The sequence below is a fragment of the Planococcus citreus genome, from assembly GCF_003664125.1.
Taxonomy (GTDB): Bacteria; Bacillota; Bacilli; order Bacillales_A; family Planococcaceae; genus Planococcus; species Planococcus citreus.
Genome location: NZ_RCCP01000002.1, coordinates 352578 through 378286 on the forward strand (window position 1 = coordinate 352578; position 25709 = coordinate 378286).

The 25709-nt window shown below is 49.3% G+C and carries 25 protein-coding genes, 1 tRNA gene and 1 riboswitch; all 26 genes read right to left on the reverse strand.

The genetic code is table 11. The annotated features are described in order from the left end of the window. Positions 1 to 35 precede the first annotated feature (35 nt). Positions 36 to 1337, reverse strand: coding sequence for a trigger factor (gene tig, locus DFR62_RS09970; protein ID WP_121300178.1), 1302 nt, complete (start codon positions 1335 to 1337; stop codon positions 36 to 38). Positions 1338 to 1440: 103 nt separating this feature from the next. After that, positions 1441 to 2421, reverse strand: a complete 981-nt coding sequence (locus DFR62_RS09975) for a tetratricopeptide repeat protein (RefSeq protein ID WP_121300180.1) — start codon at positions 2419 to 2421, stop codon at positions 1441 to 1443. 64 nt (positions 2422 to 2485) lie between these two features. Further along, the gene (locus DFR62_RS09980; protein WP_121300182.1) at positions 2486 to 2920 is read right to left on the reverse strand and encodes an OsmC family protein; all 435 of its coding nucleotides are present in this window, start codon (positions 2918 to 2920) and stop codon (positions 2486 to 2488) included. A 102-nt stretch (positions 2921 to 3022) separates the two neighbouring features. Continuing rightward, the gene (locus DFR62_RS09985; protein ID WP_121300184.1) at positions 3023 to 3619 is read right to left on the reverse strand and encodes a YdcF family protein; all 597 of its coding nucleotides are present in this window, start codon (positions 3617 to 3619) and stop codon (positions 3023 to 3025) included. A gap of 164 nt (positions 3620 to 3783) precedes the next feature. Then, a tRNA-Arg gene (locus DFR62_RS09990) sits at positions 3784 to 3857 on the reverse strand. A gap of 340 nt (positions 3858 to 4197) precedes the next feature. Then, positions 4198 to 4791, reverse strand: coding sequence for an XTP/dITP diphosphatase (locus tag DFR62_RS09995; protein WP_121300186.1), 594 nt, complete (start codon positions 4789 to 4791; stop codon positions 4198 to 4200). Further along, a complete protein-coding gene (gene rph / locus DFR62_RS10000) occupies positions 4788 to 5537 on the reverse strand; it encodes a ribonuclease PH (protein WP_121300188.1) in 750 nt (249 codons plus the stop codon). Before rph ends, DFR62_RS09995 begins: the two co-directional genes overlap by 4 nt. Before the next feature lie 76 nt (positions 5538 to 5613). After that, positions 5614 to 6417: a glutamate racemase gene (gene racE, locus DFR62_RS10005; RefSeq protein WP_121300296.1), complete on the reverse strand. Its 804-nt coding sequence runs from the start codon at positions 6415 to 6417 to the stop codon at positions 5614 to 5616. Between the two features lie 16 nt (positions 6418 to 6433). Further along, positions 6434 to 6886 carry a MarR family winged helix-turn-helix transcriptional regulator gene (locus tag DFR62_RS10010; RefSeq protein WP_121300190.1) on the reverse strand — a complete coding sequence of 151 codons (453 nt, stop codon included), beginning with the start codon at positions 6884 to 6886 and terminating at the stop codon, positions 6434 to 6436. A gap of 74 nt (positions 6887 to 6960) precedes the next feature. Beyond that, the gene (locus DFR62_RS10015) at positions 6961 to 7428 is read right to left on the reverse strand and encodes an acyl-CoA thioesterase (protein ID WP_121300192.1); all 468 of its coding nucleotides are present in this window, start codon (positions 7426 to 7428) and stop codon (positions 6961 to 6963) included. 131 nt (positions 7429 to 7559) lie between these two features. Further along, positions 7560 to 8330, reverse strand: a complete 771-nt coding sequence (sdhB, locus tag DFR62_RS10020) for a succinate dehydrogenase iron-sulfur subunit (protein WP_121300194.1) — start codon at positions 8328 to 8330, stop codon at positions 7560 to 7562. Positions 8331 to 8354: 24 nt separating this feature from the next. Then, positions 8355 to 10103 carry a succinate dehydrogenase flavoprotein subunit gene (gene sdhA, locus DFR62_RS10025; protein ID WP_121300196.1) on the reverse strand — a complete coding sequence of 583 codons (1749 nt, stop codon included), beginning with the start codon at positions 10101 to 10103 and terminating at the stop codon, positions 8355 to 8357. 45 nt (positions 10104 to 10148) lie between these two features. Then, complete coding sequence (locus DFR62_RS10030) at positions 10149 to 10760, reverse strand: succinate dehydrogenase cytochrome b558 subunit (RefSeq protein ID WP_121300198.1); 612 nt, start codon at positions 10758 to 10760, stop codon at positions 10149 to 10151. A gap of 381 nt (positions 10761 to 11141) precedes the next feature. Next, positions 11142 to 12368, reverse strand: coding sequence for an aspartate kinase (locus DFR62_RS10035; RefSeq protein WP_121300200.1), 1227 nt, complete (start codon positions 12366 to 12368; stop codon positions 11142 to 11144). A 103-nt stretch (positions 12369 to 12471) separates the two neighbouring features. Then, a riboswitch (Lysine riboswitch) is annotated at positions 12472 to 12645 on the reverse strand. A 41-nt stretch (positions 12646 to 12686) separates the two neighbouring features. Next, a complete protein-coding gene (gene uvrC, locus DFR62_RS10040; protein WP_121300202.1) occupies positions 12687 to 14480 on the reverse strand; it encodes an excinuclease ABC subunit UvrC in 1794 nt (597 codons plus the stop codon). 53 nt (positions 14481 to 14533) lie between these two features. Next, complete coding sequence (trxA, locus tag DFR62_RS10045; RefSeq protein WP_058381042.1) at positions 14534 to 14848, reverse strand: thioredoxin; 315 nt, start codon at positions 14846 to 14848, stop codon at positions 14534 to 14536. A 210-nt stretch (positions 14849 to 15058) separates the two neighbouring features. Further along, positions 15059 to 16027: an electron transfer flavoprotein subunit alpha/FixB family protein gene (locus DFR62_RS10050; RefSeq protein WP_121300204.1), complete on the reverse strand. Its 969-nt coding sequence runs from the start codon at positions 16025 to 16027 to the stop codon at positions 15059 to 15061. Between the two features lie 49 nt (positions 16028 to 16076). Then, entirely contained in the window at positions 16077 to 16850 is a 774-nt protein-coding gene (locus tag DFR62_RS10055) for an electron transfer flavoprotein subunit beta/FixA family protein (protein WP_058381044.1), read from the reverse strand. 20 nt (positions 16851 to 16870) lie between these two features. Continuing rightward, a complete protein-coding gene (locus tag DFR62_RS10060) occupies positions 16871 to 17644 on the reverse strand; it encodes an enoyl-CoA hydratase (protein WP_121300206.1) in 774 nt (257 codons plus the stop codon). 17 nt (positions 17645 to 17661) lie between these two features. Next, on the reverse strand, positions 17662 to 18246 hold the full coding sequence (locus DFR62_RS10065) for a TetR/AcrR family transcriptional regulator (protein WP_101190124.1): 585 nt from the start codon (positions 18244 to 18246) through the stop codon (positions 17662 to 17664). A gap of 97 nt (positions 18247 to 18343) precedes the next feature. Next, the gene (locus DFR62_RS10070) at positions 18344 to 20035 is read right to left on the reverse strand and encodes an AMP-binding protein (RefSeq protein ID WP_121300208.1); all 1692 of its coding nucleotides are present in this window, start codon (positions 20033 to 20035) and stop codon (positions 18344 to 18346) included. 228 nt (positions 20036 to 20263) lie between these two features. Continuing rightward, positions 20264 to 20677, reverse strand: coding sequence for a DUF350 domain-containing protein (locus DFR62_RS10075; RefSeq protein ID WP_121300210.1), 414 nt, complete (start codon positions 20675 to 20677; stop codon positions 20264 to 20266). A 21-nt stretch (positions 20678 to 20698) separates the two neighbouring features. After that, on the reverse strand, positions 20699 to 23059 hold the full coding sequence (locus tag DFR62_RS10080; protein WP_121300212.1) for an endonuclease MutS2: 2361 nt from the start codon (positions 23057 to 23059) through the stop codon (positions 20699 to 20701). Between the two features lie 13 nt (positions 23060 to 23072). After that, the gene (gene polX, locus DFR62_RS10085; protein ID WP_121300215.1) at positions 23073 to 24776 is read right to left on the reverse strand and encodes a DNA polymerase/3'-5' exonuclease PolX; all 1704 of its coding nucleotides are present in this window, start codon (positions 24774 to 24776) and stop codon (positions 23073 to 23075) included. Between the two features lie 61 nt (positions 24777 to 24837). Then, on the reverse strand, positions 24838 to 25374 hold the full coding sequence (locus tag DFR62_RS10090) for a CvpA family protein (RefSeq protein WP_121300217.1): 537 nt from the start codon (positions 25372 to 25374) through the stop codon (positions 24838 to 24840). Between the two features lie 5 nt (positions 25375 to 25379). Then, a complete protein-coding gene (gene zapA, locus DFR62_RS10095) occupies positions 25380 to 25640 on the reverse strand; it encodes a cell division protein ZapA (RefSeq protein ID WP_058381052.1) in 261 nt (86 codons plus the stop codon). Positions 25641 to 25709: the final 69 nt, after the last annotated feature.

Here is a 25709-nt window from a genome sequence, read left to right on the forward strand (position 1 = left end):
GTTGCCGCACCTTGTCCTATTAAGAATCTTATGTGTTATTCTGCAGCTTTAGCGTCAGTAACTTTAGCGTTCTCCACTAGGAACTCAACCGTGTTCTGCATACGGATGTCGTTTTCTAGCATTTCAGTGCCGCCTAGAGCTGTTTTGATTTGTTCAGCGTCCATGTTGAATTGGCCAGCCATTTTCTCAAGTTCTTTGTCGATGTCTTCAGAAGTGACTTCCATGTTTTCTGCTTTCGCGATTGCTTCAAGCGTCAATGATACGCGTACGCGTGTTTCAGCATCAGCCTTCATTTGCTCGCGAAGAGCGTCTTCGTCTTGGCCTGAGAACTGGAAGTACAATTCCTTGTTCATGCCTTGCTGGCTTAGGCGTTGTTCGAAGTCTTGCATCATGCGGTCGATTTCAGAATCGATCATCGCTTGCGGGATTTCAACTGTAGCGTTTTCTGCCGCTTTTTGTACAAGCTGATCGCGCATTTGTGTTTCAGAAGCGTTGTCTTTCTCCGCTTTCAAGTTTTCTTTCATTTTCGTGCGAAGTGCGTCAAGGCTTTCTACTTCTTCGTCAAGTTCTTTAGCGAACTCATCGTTCAGTTCAGGAAGTTCTTTCGCTTTCACTTCGTTTACCGTCACTTTGAACGTTGCCGATTTTCCAGCAAGCTCTTCAGCGTGGTATTCTTCAGGGAAAGTGACTTCAACGTCTTTTTGTTCGCCCGTTTTAGCGCCGATCAATTGCTCTTCGAAGCCTGGGATGAATGAGTTAGAACCGATTTCTAGGGAGTAGTCGTTGCCTGCTCCGCCTTCAAACGCTTCTCCGTCTACGAATCCTTCGAAGTCGATGACAGCTGTGTCGCCGTTTTCAACTTGTCCGTCTTCTTTGACAGTCAATTCAGCCATGCGTTCTTGGCTTTCTTTCAATTGCTCTTCGATTTCCTCATCCGTCACGTTCGTGTCTTCTTTGGAAACTTCAAGGCCTTTGTATTCGCCGAGTTCTACTTCAGGTTTCACTGTTACTTTAGCAGTGAATACCAACGGCTCGTTCTTTTCCAATTTTTCAATGTCGATTTCAGGGCGGTCAACCGGGTTGATGCCTGCTTCTTCGACTGCGTTCGCGTAAGCGTCAGGCAGGATGAAATCAAGTGCATCCTGGTAAAGAGATTCTACACCGAAACGTTTTTCGAACATTTGGCGTGGCATTTTCCCTTTGCGGAATCCTGGTACGTTAATTTCTTTAACGACTTTTTTGAACGCTTTATCAAGCGCGCCGTTTACTTCTTCAGCCGGCACTTCTACTGTAAGTACTCCGACGTTACCTTCTTGCTTTTCCCATTTTGCTGACATGTATAAGCCCTCCAAACAATTTTTTACAAAGTCATGTACGAAATTTGTACGATTTTTGACAACCTCCACATTATATCACACATACGAGCAGGTTCAACTATTTCTAACCATTGCGCAATTCTATGTATGCCTCGGCCTGCATGAGCAATTCCAGCAATTTCGGATCGGCTTTTGCTCCCGCTTCTCCGCTGAACAAACTATCGAGATACGCGTGGTAGGCTTCGGCAATTTCCGCTTCCTCAAACTCTTCCCAGAAAAACGGATATAGCAGATAAATGTGCCGATCGACCAACTCCATCGCCATCTGCAGCTTGGCCGGCTCTTTCTCCAAAGACTCTTCCAAACGCTTGCGAATCCCGATTAGACGGGCGTCTTTCAATGGGTCCGGTAGCTTGTCGATCGCAAGCTCGTTTTTATAATGAAACTTTCCGACATTCACCGTCCCGCTTATCTGTTGTTCACGGAGCATGAGCAGCAGATAGGATTTCGCCACCCAATCCACTTCCGGATGCTTGATCAATTCAATCAGCTGGTTCCTCATGGCACCATACGCTTCTTTCGGCAATTCAGTCACCCGCTGCTCCTGTTCGGAAGCGCTAAGCGGCAAAAATTGCTCCAGGCTAAATTGGCCTGTTTCCCGTTTGGCAGAGGCTGCGCTTTCGGCAATGCGTTCATTAAGATCGCGCAATTGATGGAATTGCTCCAAACGCTCTTTCGGCAGGACGTTTTCCTCGATGAGCACTTCGATCATCTTCTCGGCTTCTTCGAATTCCTTCACTTGCATTAGAATGCTTATGTATAGTTCCATCGTCTCCAAATAATGGATCGGTCCGATGCGCAGCAATTCCTGCACGACTTCGAGCGCTTCCTCGAATTCCCCCAGCTCATATAAGCTGTAGGCATATCCGCCGAGCGCCGCCGCATGGTCTGGCTCGTAGACGAGCACTTGGTACAGTTTATCGCGGGCATCGGCGTATTGTTCATTCTTTAAACTGGTCATCCCCTCCGATAGCAGCCGAGTGACCGTCGTCGGAAAGACGATGACATTGCCCTTGCGCTTCAAATCCCCAAACTTCTTCCGCATCCTACCACCTCTTTGTCCATTCATCATACCATAGGGAAATACGCTGTGAAAACGAAAGCCGGCGCTATTTTGCGCCAGCCTCTTTGCCGTTCAAAACCAGTTTATACGCGACGTCCGCTTTTAAGGAATGGGCGACCGGGCAGTATTTCTCCCCGCTCACTTCGATGGCATGCCAGACTTTATCCGCGTCGATGTCCCCTTCCACGATAAAGGTAACCGTAATCGCCAAAAATTCCTTCGGCGGGTTCCGGCGTTTGTCTCCTTCCGTGACGATTTCGATAGAGCGAACATCTTTCATCCTGGCACGCAGAATCATCACGACGTCCATGCCGACGCATCCGGCAAGCGAGCCGAGCAGCGCCTGCATCGGAAGCAATCCTTGGTCGTTCCCGACTCCCTGATGAGCATCCATCCGCAGCGTGTGGCCGCCTTGTCCAGCAGCCTCAAATACAAAATCCCCTTGCCATTTCGTGCTGAGCTTCAGTTGATCGGTTTCCATCTACAACACACTCCTCACAGCTTTTTATCAGTGTATCACTCAGGGCTGCCCTGTTCATCTGTTAAATTAAAAAACTGTCCACGCATCAGCGGGACAGTTTCATTAAATGACAGCGTGCATCGCGACGTAAGCCATATAGCAAACAACTTCACGTGCGAAGAACGGCGCGATGTTCGAAAAGCCCTTGAATTCGGTCGAAGGCGTCGGTGAGGAATGGGCATCGATTCCGGCGTGTTCCGCCATAAGCAGTGCACGTTTCATATGTAAGGGATCGCTGACGACGAGAAAGCTCGACAAGCCGTTTTCATCCGCCAGTTCACCGGCGAAACGGAAATTCTCTTCCGTGATGAGCGATTGGGTTTCGATCAGAATATCTTCTTCAGGGACATGGTTGCGGATCGCGAAGTCGCGGCTCACGACCGACTCGGCGAAGTCCGCCCCGTCCGTGATACCGCCCGTGAAGATGATTTTCTCGACATAGCCCGCTTCGTATAGATCGATGGCGTGGCGTATGCGCTGTTCGAGCACCGGTGAAGGCTCCTCGCCGATGACTTTCGTGCCGAGCACGATTGCCGCATCGGCTTGTATCACCTCAGATTCACTGGCAAATGTCCAAATGCTCGTCGCTGTCGCTGCAATTAAAATCGTTTGTACAAGGGAAAGTATAATCAAAATCCGTTTCCATTTGTTTCTGAACACGTCTCGTTTCCACCTTTTGGTCTGTTTATTCTCTATCTTTTTCCATTATACGACATACCTCACAAATAAACAGCGAAAAATCAAATGTCCATCATTTCTTCACAAGCGTTTTTCACAAAATAAAAAACCTTGCTTTCCCGATGGGGGAAAACAAGGTTTTGAGACGTCCCAGGAGGGATTCGAACCCCCGACCGACGCCTTAGAAGGGCGTTGCTCTATCCAGCTGAGCTACTGAGACATGACTTTCCTCACGAAAGACAATTTTAATTATAGAAATCATCCGAGAAAAAGTCAATGCTATTTCAAAAAAATATCTCATAAAGTATAAATTATAATTCTTCTCATAACGATATTACACAAAATAGCTAAGCTTGCCGCGGGCGAGCGCTGAGCCGCTTCGTCGCTGCGCTCCTGCAGGGTCTCATCTGTCTCGCTATCCCGCAGGCAAGACTTGAACGATGCTTGCGAGTTCAAGTCTTTGCGAAGCAGTGTATTAAACTGTTGAGCAGCATGGTTTCCTACGCTATGTTGTTCCATATCTTTAGACTGCCCAATTATTTATAATTTCATTGGAAAAACTATATCCACTCTGGCATTGCTTTGCTGAGCTTGTTCAATGCTTGCCCGCGGTGCGAGATGGCGGCTTTTTCTTCGGGTTCGAGTTCCGCCATGGCACGCTCCTGGGAAGGAACGTAAAAGATCGGGTCGTAGCCGAAGCCGTGGTCGCCTCTGCGCAATCGCAGTATTTCGCCTTCACACGAGCCGGAGAAGGTTTGGGTTTCTTCACCCGGTGCCGCAACCGCCAAGACGCAGCGGAATCGCGCACTGCGCTCTCCGTCCGGTACGCCAGACAATTTTTCCAGCACTTTATCGATATTGGCGTCGTCGCTCTTTTCGCCTCCCGCATAGCGTGCGGAATAGACGCCCGGCTCTCCGTCCAAGGCATCGATCTCAAGGCCGCTGTCGTCTGCGATGACTGGGATGCCGAGTTCTTTAGCGACGCCTTCCGCTTTCAGGATGGCATTGGCTTCGAACGTTGTGCCGGTTTCTTCGATGTCGAGGTCTTTTGCGACATCTCTCAAGGTCAATACTTCATAGCCTAGAGGGGACAGCAAGGTTTCAAAGTCTTTTGCTTTTCCTTTGTTCTGTGTGGCAATGACGATTTTTTTCATAGTGCGGATTCCACCTTTTCGCCGATCCGCGACGACAATTCGCCGATCGCTTGTTGTTGGATTTTGATCAATTGCTGGATCCCTGCTTCACCGAGATCGAGCATTTCGTTCAATTCCTTGCGGCTGAATGTCGCTTCTTCGCCGGTGCCTTGCATTTCCACAAACTCACCGGATCCTGTCATGACCAGGTTCATATCGACCGCTGCCGTTGAATCCTCTTCGTAATTCAGGTCCAGGATGGCTTGCTTGCTGCTGTTGATGCCGACGCTTGTAGCGGCCAGATAATCCGTCACAGGGAATACCGGTACGTCCAATTTGCCGAGTGCGATGGTCATGGCGATGAAAGCTCCCGTGATAGACGCTGTACGCGTCCCTCCGTCCGCCTGGATGACGTCGCAATCAATCCATAGTGTGCGTTCACCGATCTTCTCGAGATCGACGACAGCGCGCAAGGAGCGGCCGATCAGGCGCTGGATTTCCATCGTGCGCCCACCGAGCTTGCCGCGTGTCGCTTCGCGCTGGTTGCGGCTTCCAGTCGCGCGTGGCAACATGGAATATTCAGCCGTTACCCAGCCTTTGCCTTGGCCTCTCAAGAAACTCGGAACACGAGATTCGATCGTCGCTGTGCAAATCACTTTCGTCTGGCCGACCGTAATCAGGACCGATCCTTCTGGGTGGATCAAATAATCCGTCTCCACTTCCACCGGGCGCAGTTCGTCTGCTTGTCTATTATCAATTCTTATCATCATTGAATCCTCCTCATGTACTCAAAAAATCTTACCATAATTCTGTCTTGACGACAAAAACCCGGCGGCTGAGCCGTCAGGTTTTTGGGAACTGGATTGAACGGATGCACGGCTCGTCGATGGCAAGCCATTTTTTGATGATCGTGCGGAAAATCTCCGTCGAACCGGATGTATAAAATTGATGGACGGGCGGTTTGCGGCGATCCGCAAATTTGTCCTGATAGCTCAAGTGGCGCGATACGTCTTTCGCCGTTTCCTGCGCTGACGATAGAACCGTCACTGTGGTGCCAAGTTCTTGCTCGATAAAGCCCTGCAACAGCGGGTAATGGGTGCATCCGAGGATGGCGGTATCGAATTCCTTCGATTTGATCGCCGATAACGTTTCTGCCACCATGCGGCGGGCGAATTCCCCTTCGTACTCATCACTTTCCACGAGCGGCACAAACCGCGGGCATGCCAATTGGACCACGTCAGAAGCTGAAACAAGCGACTTGATGGCTTTTTCGTAAGCCCCACTCTTGACAGTTCCGGACGTGCCGAGCACCGCAATTTTCTTCGTCGAAGACGATTTGATAGCAGCGCGGGCTCCCGGGAAAATGACACCGATAACTGGGATCGGCAATTTCTTTTGCAAGGAATTGAGCGCTGCCGCTGTTGCCGTATTGCAGGCGATGACCAGCATTTTGATATTCATTTTCATGAGCGCTTCTGCCATCTGCCATGTGTAGCGCCGAACTTCTGCAAGTGGACGCGGGCCATACGGGCAGCGCGCATTGTCACCGATGTAAATAATTTTTTCATTAGGCAAAAGTTTCATGATTTCCTTGGCGACGGTCAACCCCCCGACACCTGAATCAATGACTCCGATTGGCGCATTCAATGTCATAGCCCCGCTCCTATTTCATGTTGATATGCATTTTCTCCAACAAGCTTGAAAATTGCTCGACTTCTTCTACACTGAAGTCTTCAAGTACAGTTTCTAAATAATCCTGGCGCTTCTTGATCACTTCTTCAATGATCCGCTCGCCTTCTTTCAATAATTTAATGCGTACCACCCGGCGGTCCTGTTCCTCGCGGATGCGCACAACCAACTCGTTCTTCTCCATCCGGTCGACCAGGTCGGTCGTCGTGCTGAACGCCAAGAACATTTTATTCGATAAATCTCCGATGGTCATGTCGCCATGTTCGAACAGCCATTGAAGCGCCACGAATTGCGGCGGAGTAATGGTATACGAATTCAGGATTTCACGGCCTTTTTGCTTGATGATCCCGGATATATAACGCAATTCCTTTTCCATAAATGCCACACGCTCCAAGTCGTGGCGGCGGTTTAAGTTGTCTTCAGTCATGGACTTGGTTCACTCCCTAGCTACTGGTATTTGTTCCATCGTGACACGGTCGTTCTCTCAAGACAGGGACTGCTTCATTTGCCGGAAGAAGTTAGATTTCCGCTTTGCAGCATCGTCTTCTCCTCGTCGCTCCAAGGATGGCCTTTGCCGCTCGTCTTGGAAATCTGTACGACGGCGCCCCTGCCGGTGAAACAAGTTTCTTGCTTATCATTCACTGCCCAATAATGGATGTCTGCGGAAGAGTTTCCAATCGACTCCACTTTCACATAAACTCTCAATTGTTCATCAAAGAATACCTGTCGGACAAAATCGACCTGCATATCCGCCACGACTGGAATCAAGTCGCTGTCTTTTGAAAGCCATGCTTGCATCAAGCCCACTTCTTTCATGAACTCGATCCGTGCATACTCAAAATAAGCGATCGGCACCGTATTGTTGACATGCCCGAACATATCCGTCTCTGAAAAGCGCACATGCACCGGCGCGTAAAAAGAAAAGCCTTCCTGCCATTCATTGAAATCCTTTATGTAAGACGCTCTCATTCCAGTTCCCCCTGTATACATTACTCATTTTGTAAGTATAGCAAAAACTGGCGCAAAGGACATCTGTTTCAGCCAAGCTTGGGTATTTTCGGCTGAAACAAAAAAACTCCGCCATAAAGGCGGAGTGTAACTTAGTCGACCATATGATCGCTTCCGAAGAAGTTGCGGAACATTTGGATGCTCACGTCGCGGTTCAAAGCTGCGATAGAAGTTGTCAAAGGAATGCCTTTCGGGCAAGATTCCACACAGTTTTGGGAGTTACCGCAATCCGCAAGGCCGCCTTCGCCCATGATAGCGTTCAAACGCTCGTCACGGTTCATGGCACCTGTTGGATGCGCGTTCATCAAGCGCACTTGAGAAAGCGGAGCCGCACCGATAAAGTCGGATTTATCGTTGACGTTCGGGCAAGCCTCAAGGCATACGCCGCACGTCATACATTTAGACAATTCATAAGCCCATTGGCGTTTGCGCTCAGGCATACGCGGACCTTCGCCAAGATCATGCGTACCGTCGATCGGCACCCACGCTTTGACTTTCTTCAGTGAGTCGAACATGCGGCTGCGGTCTACGATCAAGTCGCGGACGACCGGGAATGTTCTCATCGGCTGAAGGCGGATCGGTTGCTCCAGCTGATCGACAAGAGCTGTACACGACTGGCGTGCTTTGCCGTTGATGACCATAGAACATGCGCCACAAACTTCCTCAAGGCAGTTCATGTCCCAGTTGACTGGAGTTGTTTTCTTCCCGTCCATGTTGACCGGGTTGCGTCGGATTTCCATCAATGCGGAAATGACGTTCATGTTGGCGCGATATGGCAATTCGAACTTTTCCCAGTACGAGCTTTCGTCCGTAGAGTTCTGGCGTTCGATTTCGAAAATAACCGTTTTTGCTGCTTCACCCATGGTAAATTAGCTCCCTTCTTATTGCTATGCTTTCGCGGAATAGTCGCGTTTGCGTGGCGGGATCAAGCCAGTGTCGACTTCTTCATAATGGAAGATCGGCGCATCATAACCATTGAATTTCGCCATAGTCGTCTTCAGGAATTCCTCGTCATTACGTTCCGGGAATTCCGGCTTGTAATGTGCGCCGCGGCTTTCGTTGCGTTTCAACGCACCGATAGTGATGACACGTGCTAAATGTAGCATATTTTTCAGCTGGCGGGTAAACATTGCGCCTTGGTTGCTCCAAAGTTGCGTATCCGTCATGCTGATGTGGTTAAAGCGTTCAAGAAGCTCCTGGATTTTGCGATCTGTTTCTTCGAGGCGGTCATTATAGCGTACGACCGTCACGTTGTCCGTCATCCATTCGCCAAGTTCCTTGTGCAAGACGTAAGCATTTTCAGTTCCGTCAAGTGCCAAGATTTCATCCCATTTACGCTGCTCTTCAGCTTCGTGCTTCGCGTAAATATCGTTTGGCAAGTCTTCTGCAAGAACTTCCAAGCCTTTGACATACTCAAGGGCATTCGGTCCTGCGACCATGCCGCCATAGATAGCTGACAGGAGCGAGTTTGCGCCTAGACGGTTCGCACCGTGCTGGGAATAATCACATTCGCCCGCTGCCAAAACGCCAGGAATATTCGTCATCTGATGATCGTCAACCCATAGCCCGCCCATGGAATAATGGACTGCCGGGAAAATCTTCATCGGAACTTTACGCGGATCGTCGCCTGTGAATTTCTCATAGATTTCGATGATGCCGCCCAGTTTGATGTCGAGTTCTTTCGAATCTTTATGGGAAAGGTCCAAGTACACCATGTTCTCGCCGTTGATGCCGAGTTTTTGGTTAACGCACACGTCGAAGATTTCGCGTGTTGCGATATCACGTGGGACCAAGTTTCCGTATGCAGGATATTTCTCTTCCAGGAAGTACCAAGGCTTGCCGTCTTTATACGTCCAGATCCGCCCGCCTTCACCGCGTGCAGATTCTGACATCAAGCGGAGCTTGTCGTCGCCAGGGATCGCTGTTGGGTGGATTTGGATGAATTCGCCGTTCGCATAATAAGCGCCTTGCTGGTACACGATCGATGCAGCAGAACCTGTGTTGATGACAGAGTTTGTGGATTTCCCGAAGATAATCCCCGGTCCGCCAGTTGCCATGATGACGGCATCCGAACGGAACGATTTGATCTCCATTGTCGTCAAGTTCTGTGCAGTGATTCCTCGTGAAACGCCTTCATCGTCGATGACGAGGCCCAGGAATTCCCAGCCTTCATATTTCGTGATCAAGCCTGCAACTTCATAGCGGCGGACTTGCTCATCAAGTGCATATAGCAATTGCTGGCCCGTTGTCGCGCCGGCAAATGCCGTTCTGTGGTGCATCGTGCCGCCGAAACGACGGAAGTCAAGAAGCCCTTCAGGCGTACGGTTGAACATGACGCCCATGCGGTCAAGCAGGCGGATGATGCCAGGTGCTGCGTCGGCCATCGCTTTGACCGGTCTTTGGTTAGCTAGGAAGTCACCGCCGTAAACGGTGTCATCTAGGTGAATTGCCGGGGAATCCCCTTCACCTTTTGTATTCACCGCTCCGTTAATGCCGCCCTGTGCGCACACAGAGTGAGACCGTTTAACTGGAACGATGGAAAATAGATCGGCAGGTGCTCCTGCTTCGGCAACTTTGATCGCTGCCATTAGGCCAGCTAGGCCCCCACCGACGATAGAAATTTTGCCTTTCGCCATTGTAGTGTTCACTCCTCTTTTAATTCACCAATGTTTGGGACATCCTTAAACGAATGCAAACAATGCTCTGATACCAATGATCGATAATACAATAAAGACTAGAAGTGTGAAGTAAGTTGAGTAGCGCTGTGCTTTCTCTGAAACCGTGATTCCCCACGTTACAAAGAAAGACCACAATCCGTTCGCCAAGTGGAACGTCGCGGACAGGACACCTACTACGTAGAAGGCGAACATGAACGGATTCGACAGGATGTTTTCCATCATGTTGAAATCTGCCTCTGCTGCACCAATCGCAACTTGGAATCTTGTCTCAAACACGTGCCATGCGATAAAGACCACAAGGAAAATCCCGGTGTAACGCTGGGCAACGAATAAAATGTTGCGCATGTAGCTGTAATGCCCCGGGTTGTTTTTCGCTGTGAACGCTATGTATAATCCGTAGAAAGCATGATACATGAGCGGCAAGTAGATGACGAAAATCTCCAGGAAGATGACAAATGGAAGATTTGCCATGAAGTGGGCAGCTTGGTTAAACGCTTCCACGCCTTGCGTAGCGAAATGGTTGACGATCAAATGCTGCGTCAAGAACAAACCGATTGGAATGACCCCGAGTAAAGAGTGCAGCCTGCGCATTAAAAATTCACGATTGTTATCCAAAAATTTTACCCCCCTCAAAAACATTAGTTGGCAGCGTAAAGCTTTCCTATATCAGGAAAACATATTCACGTTGCTGTAAGCATCATGTACAAGAATATGACATATTTATTGTACTCCCCCCCTCTAGGAGCGTCAAGGCAAGGAAACCTTTTTAAGCGTATCCAGTCTAGGGTCTGTGAAGGTTTTTGCGGATATTAAATAGGAAAGAATTCATGAAAAGCTATATTTTCATTTCGAAACAGGCGAGATACAGGCATCTGTTTCGAGGTTTTATAAGCTCATATAGGACCGTGAAGGCAAGATTTCAAATTTGAACAAATTGTGAATTTTTGCACAAACTTTCGGCAATTCAAAAAAGCCCAGCTAGGCTGGGCTTTTGGCTTATCTGACAGACGCTGGCGTCAGTCCGTATGCATCATGGAGCGCATTTGCTGAACGTTCCATTTCACTAGCCGGCACGACGACAGAGACTTTGATTTCGGAAGTGCTGACCATTTTCACCGGCACATCCTGCGCGCGGAGAATATCGAACATTTTTGCCGCTACGCCGGGATTTGATACCATGCCGGAGCCGACAATCGATACTTTTGCCAAGCCGGTTTCGATATCGATGGCGTTATAGCCAATTTTTTCTTGCGCTTCCGACAAGACGCGCTGGGCTTCTGCCAGGCTGTCTTCTTTGATTGAAAAAGAAACAGACGGCGGAAACTCCTCACTGATGCTTTGCACGATGATATCGACATCGATCAAGTGATTCGCAAGACTCGTGAAGATATTGGCAAGCGACCCGTTGAATGGCTTCGTATAACTGACAGTGATGCGGGCGATGTCTTTTTCGAATGCCACGCCGCGCACGATTAGATTTTTTTCCACAGTGATCACCTCTTGAATGATAGTCCCCGGTTCATCCGAGTAGCTGGCCCTTACAGAGAGGGGCACTTGATTGTTCTTGGCGAATTCTACGGCTCGCGGATGAAGGACACCCGCCCCGAGATTGGCCAATTCGAGCATTTCGTCGTATGAAATCTGTTCAAGTTTGCGGGCGCCTGTGACATAACGGGGATCGGAAGTGTAAACTCCGTCAACATCCGTGTAGATCTCACATTTTTCAGCACCGAGCGCAGCCGCCAACGCCACAGCGGTCGTATCGGACCCGCCGCGGCCAAGCGTCGTGATATTGCCGTTCTTGTCGACGCCCTGGAACCCTGCGACCACGCAGAACAGTCCGAGGTCGAGCGCCTCTTCCAATCGCTGTGTATGGATCGTCTCGATGCGCGCATTGCGCGGAACGGATTCCGTTTCGATGCCCGCCTGCCAGCCTGTGAAACTCAAGGCATCATACCCGAGTTTTTTGAACGCCATCGCCAACAGCGAAATGGTCACTTGTTCACCGGTCGCAAGCAGCATGTCCATTTCACGCTTTGGCGGCTCTGCGGAAATCTCTCCCGCAAGCCCAAGCAGCGTGTCTGTCGTTTTGCCCATCGCCGAGACGACAATGACGACGCGCTTGCCTTGTTGTTTTTCCTGGATGGCGCGTCTTGCTACGCCCACGATTTTCTCCGGAGACGCCACGGACGTCCCGCCGAATTTCATTACGATTGTTGTCATTCTCTTCACTCCCACTTAAGATAAGTGGCCCTCAACAAAAAAGAGGCAACTCGCCGATTGCCCGGCAAGCTACCTCTCTTCTCATGTACGATTTCAAACGTCCATGTGAGATAGCCCTCCAGAGTCAAACTCTGACAGCCCTGCATCTCTTAAATGCAGGACCAGCATACACGCAAGCAGTGCGCGTAAACTTCGGCGGGCGTCCCTTTCGGCATCCTTCACAGATTCTGCAAATCTCGGGATGCTTACTAATGACGTCCGCTCCTCTATCATCACTTTTTACAAGTGATTCAATTGTGTTAATACAATACCACGAAGTTATTCCTGTTGCAACGGCTGTTCTTTGAAATGCCGTTCGATTTCCACGGCCAGCTTCTCAGGAATACCGGCCTGCTGGATCTCGCCGGCGTTCGCTTCCTTGATTTTCCGGACGGAGCCGAAATGCTTGAGCAATTGCTGCTTGCGTTTCGGGCCGACGCCTTGCAAGCCGTCCAAAGCGGATTGAATCGAATTCTTGCCGCGCAATTGGCGGTGGAACGTGATGACAAATCGGTGGACTTCGTCTTGAATGCGTTGCAATAAATAAAACGCTTCACTCGTGCGCTTGAGTTCCACCATTTCAACTGGATTGCCATACAACAACTGGGACGTTTGGTGCTTGGCATCCTTTGCAAGTCCTGCAATCGGGATATCGAGCCCGAGTTCGTCTTCAACGATTTCGCGCGCCGATTCGATCTGGCCTTTGCCCCCATCGATAATGATCAAGTCGGGCAGCGGCAAGCCGTCCTTCAGCACGCGGCTGTAGCGCCTGCGGACCACTTCACGCATCGCCGCATAATCATCGGGCTTCTGCGCGGAGCGGGTCTTGTATTTCCGGTAATCTTTTTTCGAGGGTTTGCCGTCGATAAAGACGACCATCGCAGACACGGCATCCGCCCCTTGGATATGGGAGTTATCAAATGCTTCGATGCGCAGCGGCGTGTGGATGTTCATCGCTTCGCCCAATTCGTTGCAGGCACCGACCGTGCGTTCTTCCTGGCGCTCGAGCAGCTGGAATTTCTCCTTGATGGCAATTTCCGCATTCTTGCGCGCAAGCAAGACCAAATCTTTTTTCTTGCCGCGCTGCGGGACGAGCACTTTCGCGCCGAGCCATTCTTTCAGGAATTCCTCATCTTCCGCTTCCGGCAACAGGATTTCATTCGGTTTGATATGATCCGGCTTTTCATAGAATTGGCCGAGGAAGGTCAAGAACTCTTCTTCCGGGTCGCGGTACAACGGGAACATCGACACTTCGCGCTCGATCAGCTTTCCTTGGCGCACAAAAAATACTTGCACGCACATCCAGCCTTTATCGACAGCGTAAGCAAAGACGTCGCGGTTGGTGAAATCGTTCATGGCCATTTTCTGTTTTTCCATGACCGATTCAATGTGGCTGATCTGGTCGCGGTATTCTTTCGCCCGTTCGAACTCCAGGTTCTCCGCCGCTTCGCTCATCTTCTCGGTCAGCTCCTGCTTCACTTCGCGGAAGCCGCCGTTCAAGAACCGGCTGATGCCGTCGATCATTTCACGGTACGTATCCTTCTCTACCGGTTTGACGCAAGGCGCGAGGCATTGCCCGAGATGGTAATAGAGGCAGACGCGGTCCGGCATCGTATGGCATTTGCGGAGCGGATACAAACGGTCCAGCAGCTTCTTCGTCTCGCTCGCTGCATAGGCGTTCGGATAAGGGCCAAAATATTTCCCTTTGTCTTTTTTGACCTGTCTCGTGATGACCAATTTCGGATGGCGTTCGCCCGTGATTTTCAAATACGGATAAGTCTTATTGTCTTTCAGGCGGATATTGTATTTCGGGTCATGCTTTTTGATCAAGTTCAATTCAAGGATCAATGCTTCTTTGTCGGAAGATGTGACAATGTATTCAAAGTCCTCGATTTCATTGACGAGGCGCTGTGTTTTCGTATCGTGGCTGCCAGTGAAATAGGAACGCACACGGTTCTTCAACACTTTCGCCTTGCCGACATAGATGACTGTCCCTTGGCGGTCCTTCATCAAATAGCAGCCCGGCTGGTCCGGCAAAACTGCCAATTTATGTTGAATCATTTCATTTTTCATTTCCTCACCCTATTTAAAAAACCGGGTTCCACGAATGGGACCCGGTTTTGGAATTATGCGTGTTTTTCAACCAATTCAGCCAAAGCTTCTTTTGGACGGAAGCCGACAACTTTATCGACTGTTTCGCCGTTTTTCATCAAAAGAAGTGTCGGGATGGACATGATACCGTATTCGCTAGCTGTCTGTTGGTTTTCATCAACATCCAATTTCACGATTTTCACTTTGTCGTCCATGTCTGCATCAAGTTCTTCAAGAACTGGAGCGATCATTTTACAAGGCCCGCACCATGCTGCCCAAAAGTCTACCAATACGAGACCTTCTGAAACTTCCTGTTTGAAATTCTGATCTGTTCCTTTAACGATTGCCATGTATAATTCCTCCTTAAGTGATAACCAAACTATATTTCGATTATAGCAGACGTGATTTACGCTAGCTATTTATTTGCCTAGTCCTTCCATACCCGGCTGTTGTTGGCGTTAAACTGCCTGGATTTGATGTAGTCAATGTATTTAAAATTTAGGAGATTCCGCTACAGGGGCACGCAAAAAAACAGCCCGCTACATTGCGGGCTGCTGTGATTACATGACTTTCTTGAATTCTTCTGTAAGCAACGGGATGACGTCGAATAGGTCTCCGACGATTCCGTAGTCTGCTACTTTGAAGATGTTCGCTTCCGGGTCTTTATTGATCGCAACGATGACTTTGGAGTTGGACATCCCTGCCATGTGCTGGATCGCGCCGGAAATTCCCGCTGCGATGTAGAGATCAGGTGTAACGACTTTCCCTGTCTGTCCGATCTGCAAGGAATAATCGCAGTAATCTGCGTCACATGCGCCGCGTGATGCTCCGACTGCGCCGCCAAGAAGGTCAGCCAGTTCTTGCAAAGGCTCGAATCCGTCTTTACTCTTGACGCCGCGTCCGCCAGCGATGATGACTTTCGCTTCTGAAAGGTCTACGCCTTCTGCGGATTTGCGGACGACGTTTTTGATGATCGTGCGCAAGTTCGTGATATCGACCGACAAGCTCGATACATCGCCAGAACGTTCTTCACGCTCAAGCGGAGCGATGTTGTTCGGGCGTACTGTAATGAAGACAACACCGTCTTCTTTCAGTTTCACTTTTTCAAATGCTTTACCGGAATAGATCGGGCGGATGAAGACAGCGTCGTCCCCTTCCCCTTCGATATCCGTTACATCGGAAATCAAGCCGGTTTGCAATTTCGATGCGATTTTTGGCGACAAGTCCTTGCCGACTGCAGTGTGGCCGAAGACGATTGCTTCAGGCTGCTCCTGGTCAACAACTGCCATAAATGCCTGGCCGTAGCCGTCAGATGTATAAGATTTCAAGTGTGGGTGCTCAACCGTAATGACACGGTCAGCGCCGTAAGCTACCAATTCGTTTCCGAACTCGCTCACTGCTTCCCCAAGCAAGACAGCAACGACTTCCCCGCCGCCTGAAATTTTCTTGGCTGCGGCAATTGCTTCAAATGATACGTTGCGCAAAGCGCCTTCACGCGTTTCGCCCAATACTAATACTTTTTTCGACATAGTCCGTTAACCCCCTAAGTAGATGTGAAAATGAATGATTGGCGTACGTTTATATAACTTTCGCTTCAGAGCGAAGCAAGCTGACCAGTTCAGAAACTTGGCTTGGAATTTCGCCTTCCAAAATACGGCCGGCTTGTTTTTTCGGCGGCAAGTATACTTCGATCGTTTCTGTTTTCGCTTCTACATCTTCTTCGTCGATATCCAGATCATCGAGCTCAAGCTCTTCAAGCGGTTTTTTCTTCGCTTTCATGATTCCTGGAAGAGATGGATAGCGCGGTTCGTTCAAGCCTTGTTGGGCTGTGACCAATAAAGGCAATGAAGTTTCAAGCTCTTCTGCATCCCCTTCAATATCACGGACGATTTTCACTGTTTCGCCTTCGATTTCAAGGCTTGTGATCGTCGTCACGTAATTGATATCAAGCAAATCAGCTACGCGCGGTCCGACTTGGCCAGATCCGCCGTCGATCGCTACGTTTCCTGCAAGAATCAAGTCCGCTTCTTTGTCTTTCAAGTACTCTGCCAGTATGTAAGCTGCCGTAAACTGGTCCATTTCCTCGACATCGTCTTCTGTATTGATCAAGACCGCTTTGTCAGCGCCCATTGCAAGTGCTGTACGCAATTGCTTTTCAGCTTCCTCGTCGCCGATTGTGACAACTGTCACTTCGCCGCCGTGAGCGTCGCGGACCGTGATGGCCTCTTCGATCGCATACTCGTCATATGGGTTGATGATGAATTCAGCGCCATCTTCTTGAATCTGGCCACCAGAGACAACCAGCTTTTCTTCTGTGTCAAACGTACGTTTTACCAATACATAAATGTTCATGAACGTAAACCTCCCAAGTATTATTTCCCTTTAAATTGTGCTTCGCGTTTTTCCAGGAAAGCGCTAATGCCTTCCTTCGCGTCTTCCGATACGAAAACCGTACCGAACGAATCCGCTTCTGCCTTGACCCCTTCTTCAAAAGCCCCGTGCTTCGAATACTGAAGCATGTCGATGGCCGCCTTGACGGACACCGGGCTCTTTTTCGCAATTTTCTTCGCAATTGAAAGCGTTTGCGGAAGAAGGTCTTCTTCGCCGAAAGAACGGTTGGCAAGACCGAGCTGCACTGCTTCTTCGCCTGTAATCGGATCGCTCGTCAAAAGCATTTCAGCGGCTTTGGCCACTCCGACATAACGCGGCAAACGCTGTGTTCCTGCAAATCCAGGAATCAATCCCAATTGAAGTTCCGGCAATCCCAGTTTAGCATTTTCCGTAACAAAACGCATATGGCAGCTCATTGCCAGCTCCAAACCTCCGCCGAGTGCGGCGCCGTGGATAGCGGCAATAACCGGCTTATGGAATGTTTCCACGCGTTCAAATACGGCTTGCCCGCTTGCCGACAGTTTCGAGAATTCTTCTCCCGAAGTCACTTCCGTGAACTCCTTGATGTCGGCGCCTGCCGAGAAGAAACGCCCTTCCCCGTGCAAGACGATCGCACGGACATCCGGGTCGTTTTTCACTTCATCCAGAAGTGCATCGACTTCCAAGATCAGCGCCCGAGACAATGCATTTGCCGGCGGCCGGTTGATTGTCGCGATCGCTACCCTATCTTCTTTTTTCCAGCTGATAAATTCCACCTGCTCATCCCCTCCCTTTACGCTTGCATGCCTTTCAGCAATAAGCGCTGCACTTTCGGTGCGAGTTCGACCAAATCATACTTGTGATCGTTCATCACCCAGGTAGTAATGGTCTCATCCATTGTACCAAAAACCATCTGGCGGGCTAAACGAATATCCATATTTTGATCAAATTCTCCTGATTCGATGCCGCTGATCAAGATCCGGTCCATCAATTTTAAATAACCCCGCAAGACATTATTGATTTTCATGCGGATGTCATGATTGGATTGCCGAAGTTCTAGCTGGGTCACAATCGCCAGGTGCAGATCGTTTGCGAGCAAGCTGAAATGACTATTGATCATCATGCCGAGCTGATCGGCTGCGCTTGCGTCTTTCGCGATGATTTTCTCCAATTCGCTGACGAACACGCCCATCTTCTCCTGGAAGACGGAAATGAGAATGTCTTCTTTATTCTTGAAATACAAATAAATCGTACCGTCCGCTACACCTGCTTGCTTGGCAATTTTAGAAACTTGCGCTTGGTGGTAACCATTCTCTGCGATGACGATGACCGCAGCGTCAATGATTTGCTTATATTTCGGTTTATCCTTCTTTACCATCCTGTCACCACCCAAAAAAATATGAAAATATGAATGGCGATTCATTCATATTTTCATATTATCGTTTTGTTTAAATTGTGTCAAGCTTTTGCCTTAGTTAGGAAGGAACCGCTTCATTGCGCTTGGCGATTTCTTCATCCACCAGCGATCTGCGCAGGATTTTACCGACCGCTGTTTTCGGGAGTTCTTTACGGAACTCATAAATACGCGGCACTTTGAACGCTGCGAGGTGTTCACGGCAATGTTTATCCAGTTGTTCTTCTGTAACAGTATACCCTTCTTTCAACACGATGTATGCTTTTACCGTTTCGCCGCGATACGGGTCCGGGATTCCGGCAACGACACATTCCTGGATCGCTTCGTGTTCATACAGCACTTCTTCGATTTCCCTTGGATAGATATTGAAGCCTCCGGCGATGATCATGTCTTTTTTGCGGTCGACGATAAAGAATTGCCCTTCTTCGTCCATATAGCCAAGATCCCCAGTCAATAGCCAGCCATCGACAATCGTTGCCGCTGTAGCATCCGGACGGTTCCAATAGCCTTTCATCACTTGAGGGCCTTGAATGGCTATTTCACCGATCTGGCCGTTTGGAACAGGATCAGTCGTTCCCGGAAGGAAAATTTCGCAATCTGTATCCGGATACGGCATGCCGATCGAGCCTTTCGTCCGTTCGCCCCATACGAGATTCGAGTGGGTAACCGGCGAGGTTTCGGTCAGGCCATAGCCTTCGACCAGTTTGCCTCCCGTGATGCGTTCGAATTTCTCCTGTACTTCCGTCGGCAGCGGAGCAGACCCGCTCAAGCATGCTTCAATGGAAGATAGATCGTATTTCTTGATGTCCGGATGGTTTAATAAACCGATATAAAGCGTCGGTGCGCCAGGGAACAAGGTCGGCTTTTGCTTGTTGATGGTTTTCAAGGCCTGCTCTGGATCGAATTTCGGCAAGAGCACCATCTTATTGCCCTGCATGACAGATAAGATCAAGACAGTCGTCAAACCGTACACATGGAATAAAGGAATGATGCCCATGATCGTCTCTTCGCCACGCTTCGATTTATAGAGCCAAGCGTCACACATTGTCGCATTCGAGATTAAGTTACGGTGCGTCAGCATGACGCCTTTTGGCGATCCGGTCGTTCCGCCGGTGTATTGCAGCAGCGCCAAGTCTTCGTCGAAATCAAATGGCGGCTTGGTAATTTGCGGCGAAGCTGTTTTCATGATTTCCGTGAAGAGGTGATTGATCCCCCGGTGTTCGACTTTCACCGTCATGCCGTATTGCTTTTTCTGGATGAACGGGTACACGAGGTTTTTCGGGAATGTCAGGTAATCCTTGATGCCCGTGACGATAACGTTCTCAAGATCCGTTTCTTTGATCACTTTGTTGATTCGCGGGAACAAGATATCTAGCGCAATGATTGCCTTGGCACCGGAATCTTTCATCTGGTAGGAAATTTCCCGCTCCGTATAAAGCGGATTTGTCATGACGACGACGCCCCCAGCGTAAAGGATCCCATAAAAACTGATGACCGCCTGTGGGCAGTTCGGCAGCATGATGGATACCCGGTCGCCTTTTTGGATGCCTAGCTTTTGAAGGTAATTGGCCATCTTCATGGCAGATTGGTACAACTCTTCGTAGCTAAGGTCCTTGCCCAGGAAATGGATTGCGGTCTTTTGCGGAAAGTCTTCATAGGCTTTCGTCAAATATTCCTGGACTGGCATGCTCGGATACGTTAGCGTGTGCGGTACTTCCGCCGGATAATGAGCTAACCACGGTTTTTCGGACATACTTTCTACCTCCCCCTCTTTTATCGGAATCGTGAGAATATTCCTACTTTAAGTATAAAGAATTATGATAACGCTTTCAAACATTATTTTCTATGAGGTTTTAATCCATAAAAAAAAACGGCACACAGGCCGTTTTTAAAACACGAATAGGAAGACGATTCCTACAAGCACAAACAAGATGCAAAAAACGATTAAGATTTTGATCAGGTTTTCCATTCGTTCCAACTCCTATGAAATACTGGCTCCGATAACATACGACAAGCCGACTGAGATGGTCATCGAAATCAAGCCGACCGAACGGTTATCGCGGGCGATTTCTTCATCCACTTTGAATTTTGGCGTCAAAAACTCAAAGAGCAGATAAGCAAAAATCAATAATACGAACCCGAACAGTCCCCAGCCGATCATCTCAAACAGCGTCGTGTGCTGTTCAATCGAAAAGCGGAAAATATTCGTGACGCCGAAAATCTTTCCGCCTGTGGCCATCGCCACGGCCAAATTGCCGCTTTTGATTTCTTCCCAGTTCTTATATTTTGTTACGACTTCAAAAATAACCATCGCTACGATCAAGCATAAGACTACCACACTGAAATAGCCGGCCGTCTCAACGAGCGGATGGGTCCAAAATCCTTCCTCGAACATTTGCAAACTCCCCTTCCGCCCTTACTTCAATTCAGCGACTGTTACACCCGATCCGCCTTCACCCGGTTCGCCAAAGCGATAGCTCTTGACGCGCGGATGTTTCTTCAAGTATTGCTGCACCCCTTGACGAAGCGCGCCTGTTCCTTTGCCGTGAATGATGGAGACTTGGTGGTAATTCGCCAATAAAGCATCATCCAAATATTTCTCGACGCGTGACAAGGCATCTTCGTAGCGCTCACCGCGAAGGTCCAACTCCATTTTCGTATAGCCTTCACGGCCTTTCAAGCTGGTCATCGTGCGAGTTTCTTTTTGCTTTTCAGGTTTCGTGTAGCTGAGGTCGGATTCAGGCAGTTTCATTTTCAAGATGCCAACCTGTACGACCCATTCCGTGTCGGAAACTTTTTCGACCAATGTCCCCTTTTGCCCGTAGGATAGCACTTTTACTTCGTCATTCGGTTTCAGGGCGACCGGTTCGTTTTTCTTTTTCGCTTTTTTCAGGACGCGGTTTTCCGGCATGGCATCTTCCAGCCGTTTTTTTGCATCGATGAGTTGATGTTCTTTCACGCCGGTCTGCTGGGTGAGCTGCATTTGGCGCAGTTCCTTGATGACCGTTTCCGCTTCCGCGCGCGCCTGATCGACGATTTTGCGCGCTTTTTCTTTTGCTTTGTCTTCAAGCAGCTCTTTGCGGCTGTCGTATTCCGCGAGTCGTTTCGCCAAGTCTTCTTTTAGCGTCTCGGATTCTTCAAGCACAGAACGGGTTTCTTCTGCATCCCGTTCCGCTTCGCGACGGCTTTTCTCAAGCGAAGCAATCATCGAGTCGACTTCCTTGCGATCGGTTCCTGTAAAGCTCTTCGCATGGGAAATGATATGCTCCGGCAAGCCGAGGCGTTTGGAAATTTCGAAAGCGTTGCTGCGTCCCGGCACACCGATCAGCAAACGGTAGGTCGGGCTCAATGTTTCCACATCGAATTCGACGCTGGCATTGGCGACGCCTTCCCGGTTATAGCCATAAGCTTTCAGTTCCGGATAATGGGTCGTCGCAATGACGCGCGCGCCTCTGCCATGTACTTCATCCAATAATGAAATGGCAAGCGCCGCGCCTTCTTGCGGGTCAGTACCGGCACCAAGCTCATCGAAAATGACGAGTGAGTTTTCATCGAATTTCTCGAGGATGTCGACGATGTTGACCATATGGGAGGAGAACGTACTCAAGCTTTGCTCGATCGATTGCTCATCGCCGATATCGGCAAAGATCTGGTCGAATACAGCCAGTTCCGAACCTTCGAGCGCCGGTACAGGGAGCCCTGCCTGTGCCATCAAAGTCGACAAGCCGACCGTTTTCAAAGTAACGGTCTTTCCGCCTGTATTCGGTCCGGTGATGACGATCGCCGTAATGTCACGGCCAAACTCGATATCGTTTGGCACCACTTCATCTTGAGGAATGAGCGGATGGCGCGCTTTTTTCAAATTGATATAGCCTTCTGTATTCATGTCGGGCTTCGAGCATTTATGCGCTTGCCCGTACTTCGCTTTTGCCAGGATCAGATCGACTTCTGCCAATACGCCGACCAAAGTGAACAATTCGTGTGCGACTTCCTGTACTTTCATAGACAACATCAGCAGGATGCGGTCGATTTCTTCCCGTTCTTTCAACTTCAGCCGGCGCACTTCATTGTTTGCTTGCACGACAGCATCCGGTTCGATGAACAGCGTCTGGCCTGACGATGATTGGTCGTGGACAATGCCGCCGTAATGGCTTCTGTATTCTTGCTTGACCGGGATAACGAAGCGATCGTTACGGATGGTGACAATCGAATCCGACAGCATTTTCGACGCATTGCGCCCGCGTATCAGGCTCTCGAGTTTTTCGCGCACGCGGCTTTCCTGCGCGCGCAGCGATTGGCGAATGCTGCGAAGTTCCGAGCTCGCGCTGTCGACCACAGTCCCGTTGTCATCGATGCATGCATTGATATCGTGCTCAAGCTGCGTCAATATCGGCATGTTTTCTTTTTTCTCCATGAAGTGGGGAATAGCGATATCTTCTTCCGCGTCGATAGCTTCAAGGAAATGGCGCAAGATCCGGCTTGCACGGATCGTTGAGGAGACTTCCATCAACTCCACCGGGCTCAGACTGCCGCCGATTTGTGCACGTTTCGCATGGGGGCGGATATCGGAGATCCCGCCCATCGGCACATTATTCTTGATACGCAATAATTGCGCTGCTTCATCCATTTCTTCCAACAAACGGTTCACTTCCGCGATGTCAGTAGACGGCAGCAATTCTTTCACTAACCCTTTTCCAAGTGATGAAGTGCAAAATGCAGCCACTTCTTCACGGATTTTATAAAATTCGAGAGTTCGTAATGCGCGCTCTGCGATCATATAAACTCCTCCTTTATCGTTTCAAGAAATCTCGTAACTTCTCAAGCGGCCATGTATTGACCACATTGTCTTTTTTCAGCCATGCTTTCTGTGCGTGGCGGACGCCCGTTGCCATGACCTCCAGCCCTTCGATTGCATGGGCATCGGTATTGATGGCGACTGGTACGCCTTTTTCCTGTGCCATGACCAGCCATTCCACTGCGAGGTCGAGGCGATACGGGCTCGCGTTCAATTCAACGATCTTGCCGTATTCTTTGGCCCAATCGAGGATTTGTTCAACATCCGGATTATATCCGTCGCGTTTTCCGACGATTCGGCCTGTCGGATGCGCGATCATATGGACGTAAGGGTTTTTCATGGCCGTCAAAATGCGCGCCATGATCTGTTCTTGCGGCTGTTGGAAACTCGAATGGATGCTCGCGATGACGAAATCCAATTGCGCGAGCACTTCGTCGTCGAAATCCAAACTGCCATCCGGCAAGATGTCCATTTCCGTTCCGGACAATACTTCGATGCCATCATGGCGTTTATTGGCCTCACGCAACTTCCCGTTCTGTTCAATCAAGCGCTCAGGCGTCAAGCCGTTCGCGACTTTCAGGTATTGTGAATGGTCGGTGATGACCATGTATTCGTAACCCTGGTCTTGGCAAGCATTGATCATTTCATCGATGGAATGCGCCCCGTCTGACCAGGTTGTGTGCATATGCAAGTCGCCGCGGATGTCGTCGAGCGAGACGAGCGACGGCAATTCGTCAATTCGGTCGATTTCACGGCCATCTTCGCGCACGGTCGGTGGAATGAATGGCAAATCGAAATGGGCGAAAAATGCCTCTTCTGATTCGAATGTCAACACGGAACCGTCTTCCTGTTCCACGCCGTATTCGCTAATTTTCTCTTTTTTCGCTTTGGCCAATTGGCGCATGCGGACATTATGGTCTTTTGAACCGGTAAAATGATGCAGCGCTGTCGCAAATTCTTCTGGTGCAACGAGGCGGAAATCGACATCGATCGGCTCGACCACTTCCACCGCAACAGAGACTTTCGTGTCGCCTGATGCAATGGTTTCTTTTACAGGCAAGCCGGCGAGCAGTTGTTCTTTCACTTTTGCCGGTTCATCGGTCGCTACGATAAAGTCGAGGTCTTTGCTCGTCTCTTTTGTGCGGCGAAAACTTCCCGCAACTGAAAATTCCGCAACATCGGAAATCGTCGTCAATAAGTTTTCAATGAATGCCACCGTTTCTTCCGTTTTCCAGATGGGGTGGCGTCCCGGGTCGGTTTCGAAGTTTTCCAGCTCAAGCAGGATTTTCTCTTCGGATTTTGCGCCGAATCCCGGAAGCGCTTGGACACGCCCATCGATGCACGCCTGCTTCAAGGATTCCATTGAATCCACGCCGAGTTCTTTGTAGAGTTTGGCAATTTTCTTGCCGCCAAGCCCTTGCAGTTTCAGCATCGGCACAAGCCCTTTCGGCACTTCTTCCTGAAGCTCTTCGAGGACAGACGATTTGCCGTCGGTAATCAATTCGGTGATGACATCGCCTGTGCCTTTTCCGATGCCTTTCAACTTCGTGACATCTTCAATCTCATCCAGGCTGCGCTGGTCGAGTTCTAGAGCTTGGGCAGCTTTGCGGAAAGCCGATACTTTAAACGGGTTGTCCCCTTTTAATTCCATATATAACGCAATATTTTCCAAAGTACGGATAATAATTTTTTTATTCATGCGAAACAAACCTCCCTAATCGGTTCATAAAAAAACTTCCCTCGTAAGAGAGAAGTTCCTACTACATATAAATATACCACCATTCCTTCACTTTCTCAGAGAAATACGGCGTGTGTTCGAGGATGGCACGGGCGATCCCGGAATTTTCGATTTGGTTTTGAATCACATCGATCGGCAATAACGCAAATACGTAGAGTCCGATAAACAATAGGATGTGCGCTTCGATGAGTCCAAGGACTGCACCGAAAATACGGCTCAAAAACCCGAGCACCGGTATGTATTTGATGAAATCGAACATCGATGCGATCAGCGTCAGCAAAAATTTCACGACGAAGAAAATGAGTGCGAATGCCAACAGCTGGTAAAAAGTTTGGTCCAGATTCAATTGTTCAAAAGCCATCGCAAAGCGCGAGCTTTCGTCGACCGTCGGGTATGGAACCCATAACACAAAGTTTTCCGATAGCGGTTTATAATACGTGTAGGCAACAATGAGCGCGACGACAAATCCTACCATGTGTAAGAATTGCAGTACCAGCCCTCGCTTGAAGCCGACCAAAATCCCCGCCAGAAGCAATACCAATAAGATTAAATCAAGCATATCCGTCAGCCCTTCAAGTTATTCAATTCAATTTCCATTTGTTCTAGCTGCTCTTTCAGTTTAAGATATTCATGTGTCGCATTTACCGCGGTCAATACGGCTAGTTTCGCTTGGTCAAGCGATGGATTGGCGGCGTTGATCTCCCGCATCTTGCTGTCGACCATGGAAGCGACAAGCCTCATATGGCCGGATGTCTCGGTACCGAGCATCTTATATGTATGGCCATATATATCAACGACAGTGCGAATTTTATGCTGCTCTTGCAATGCGCGTTCCCCCTTTGGAATTCTATAGACCATCATAACACGAACTCGAGCGGATTGTGAATCATAAGA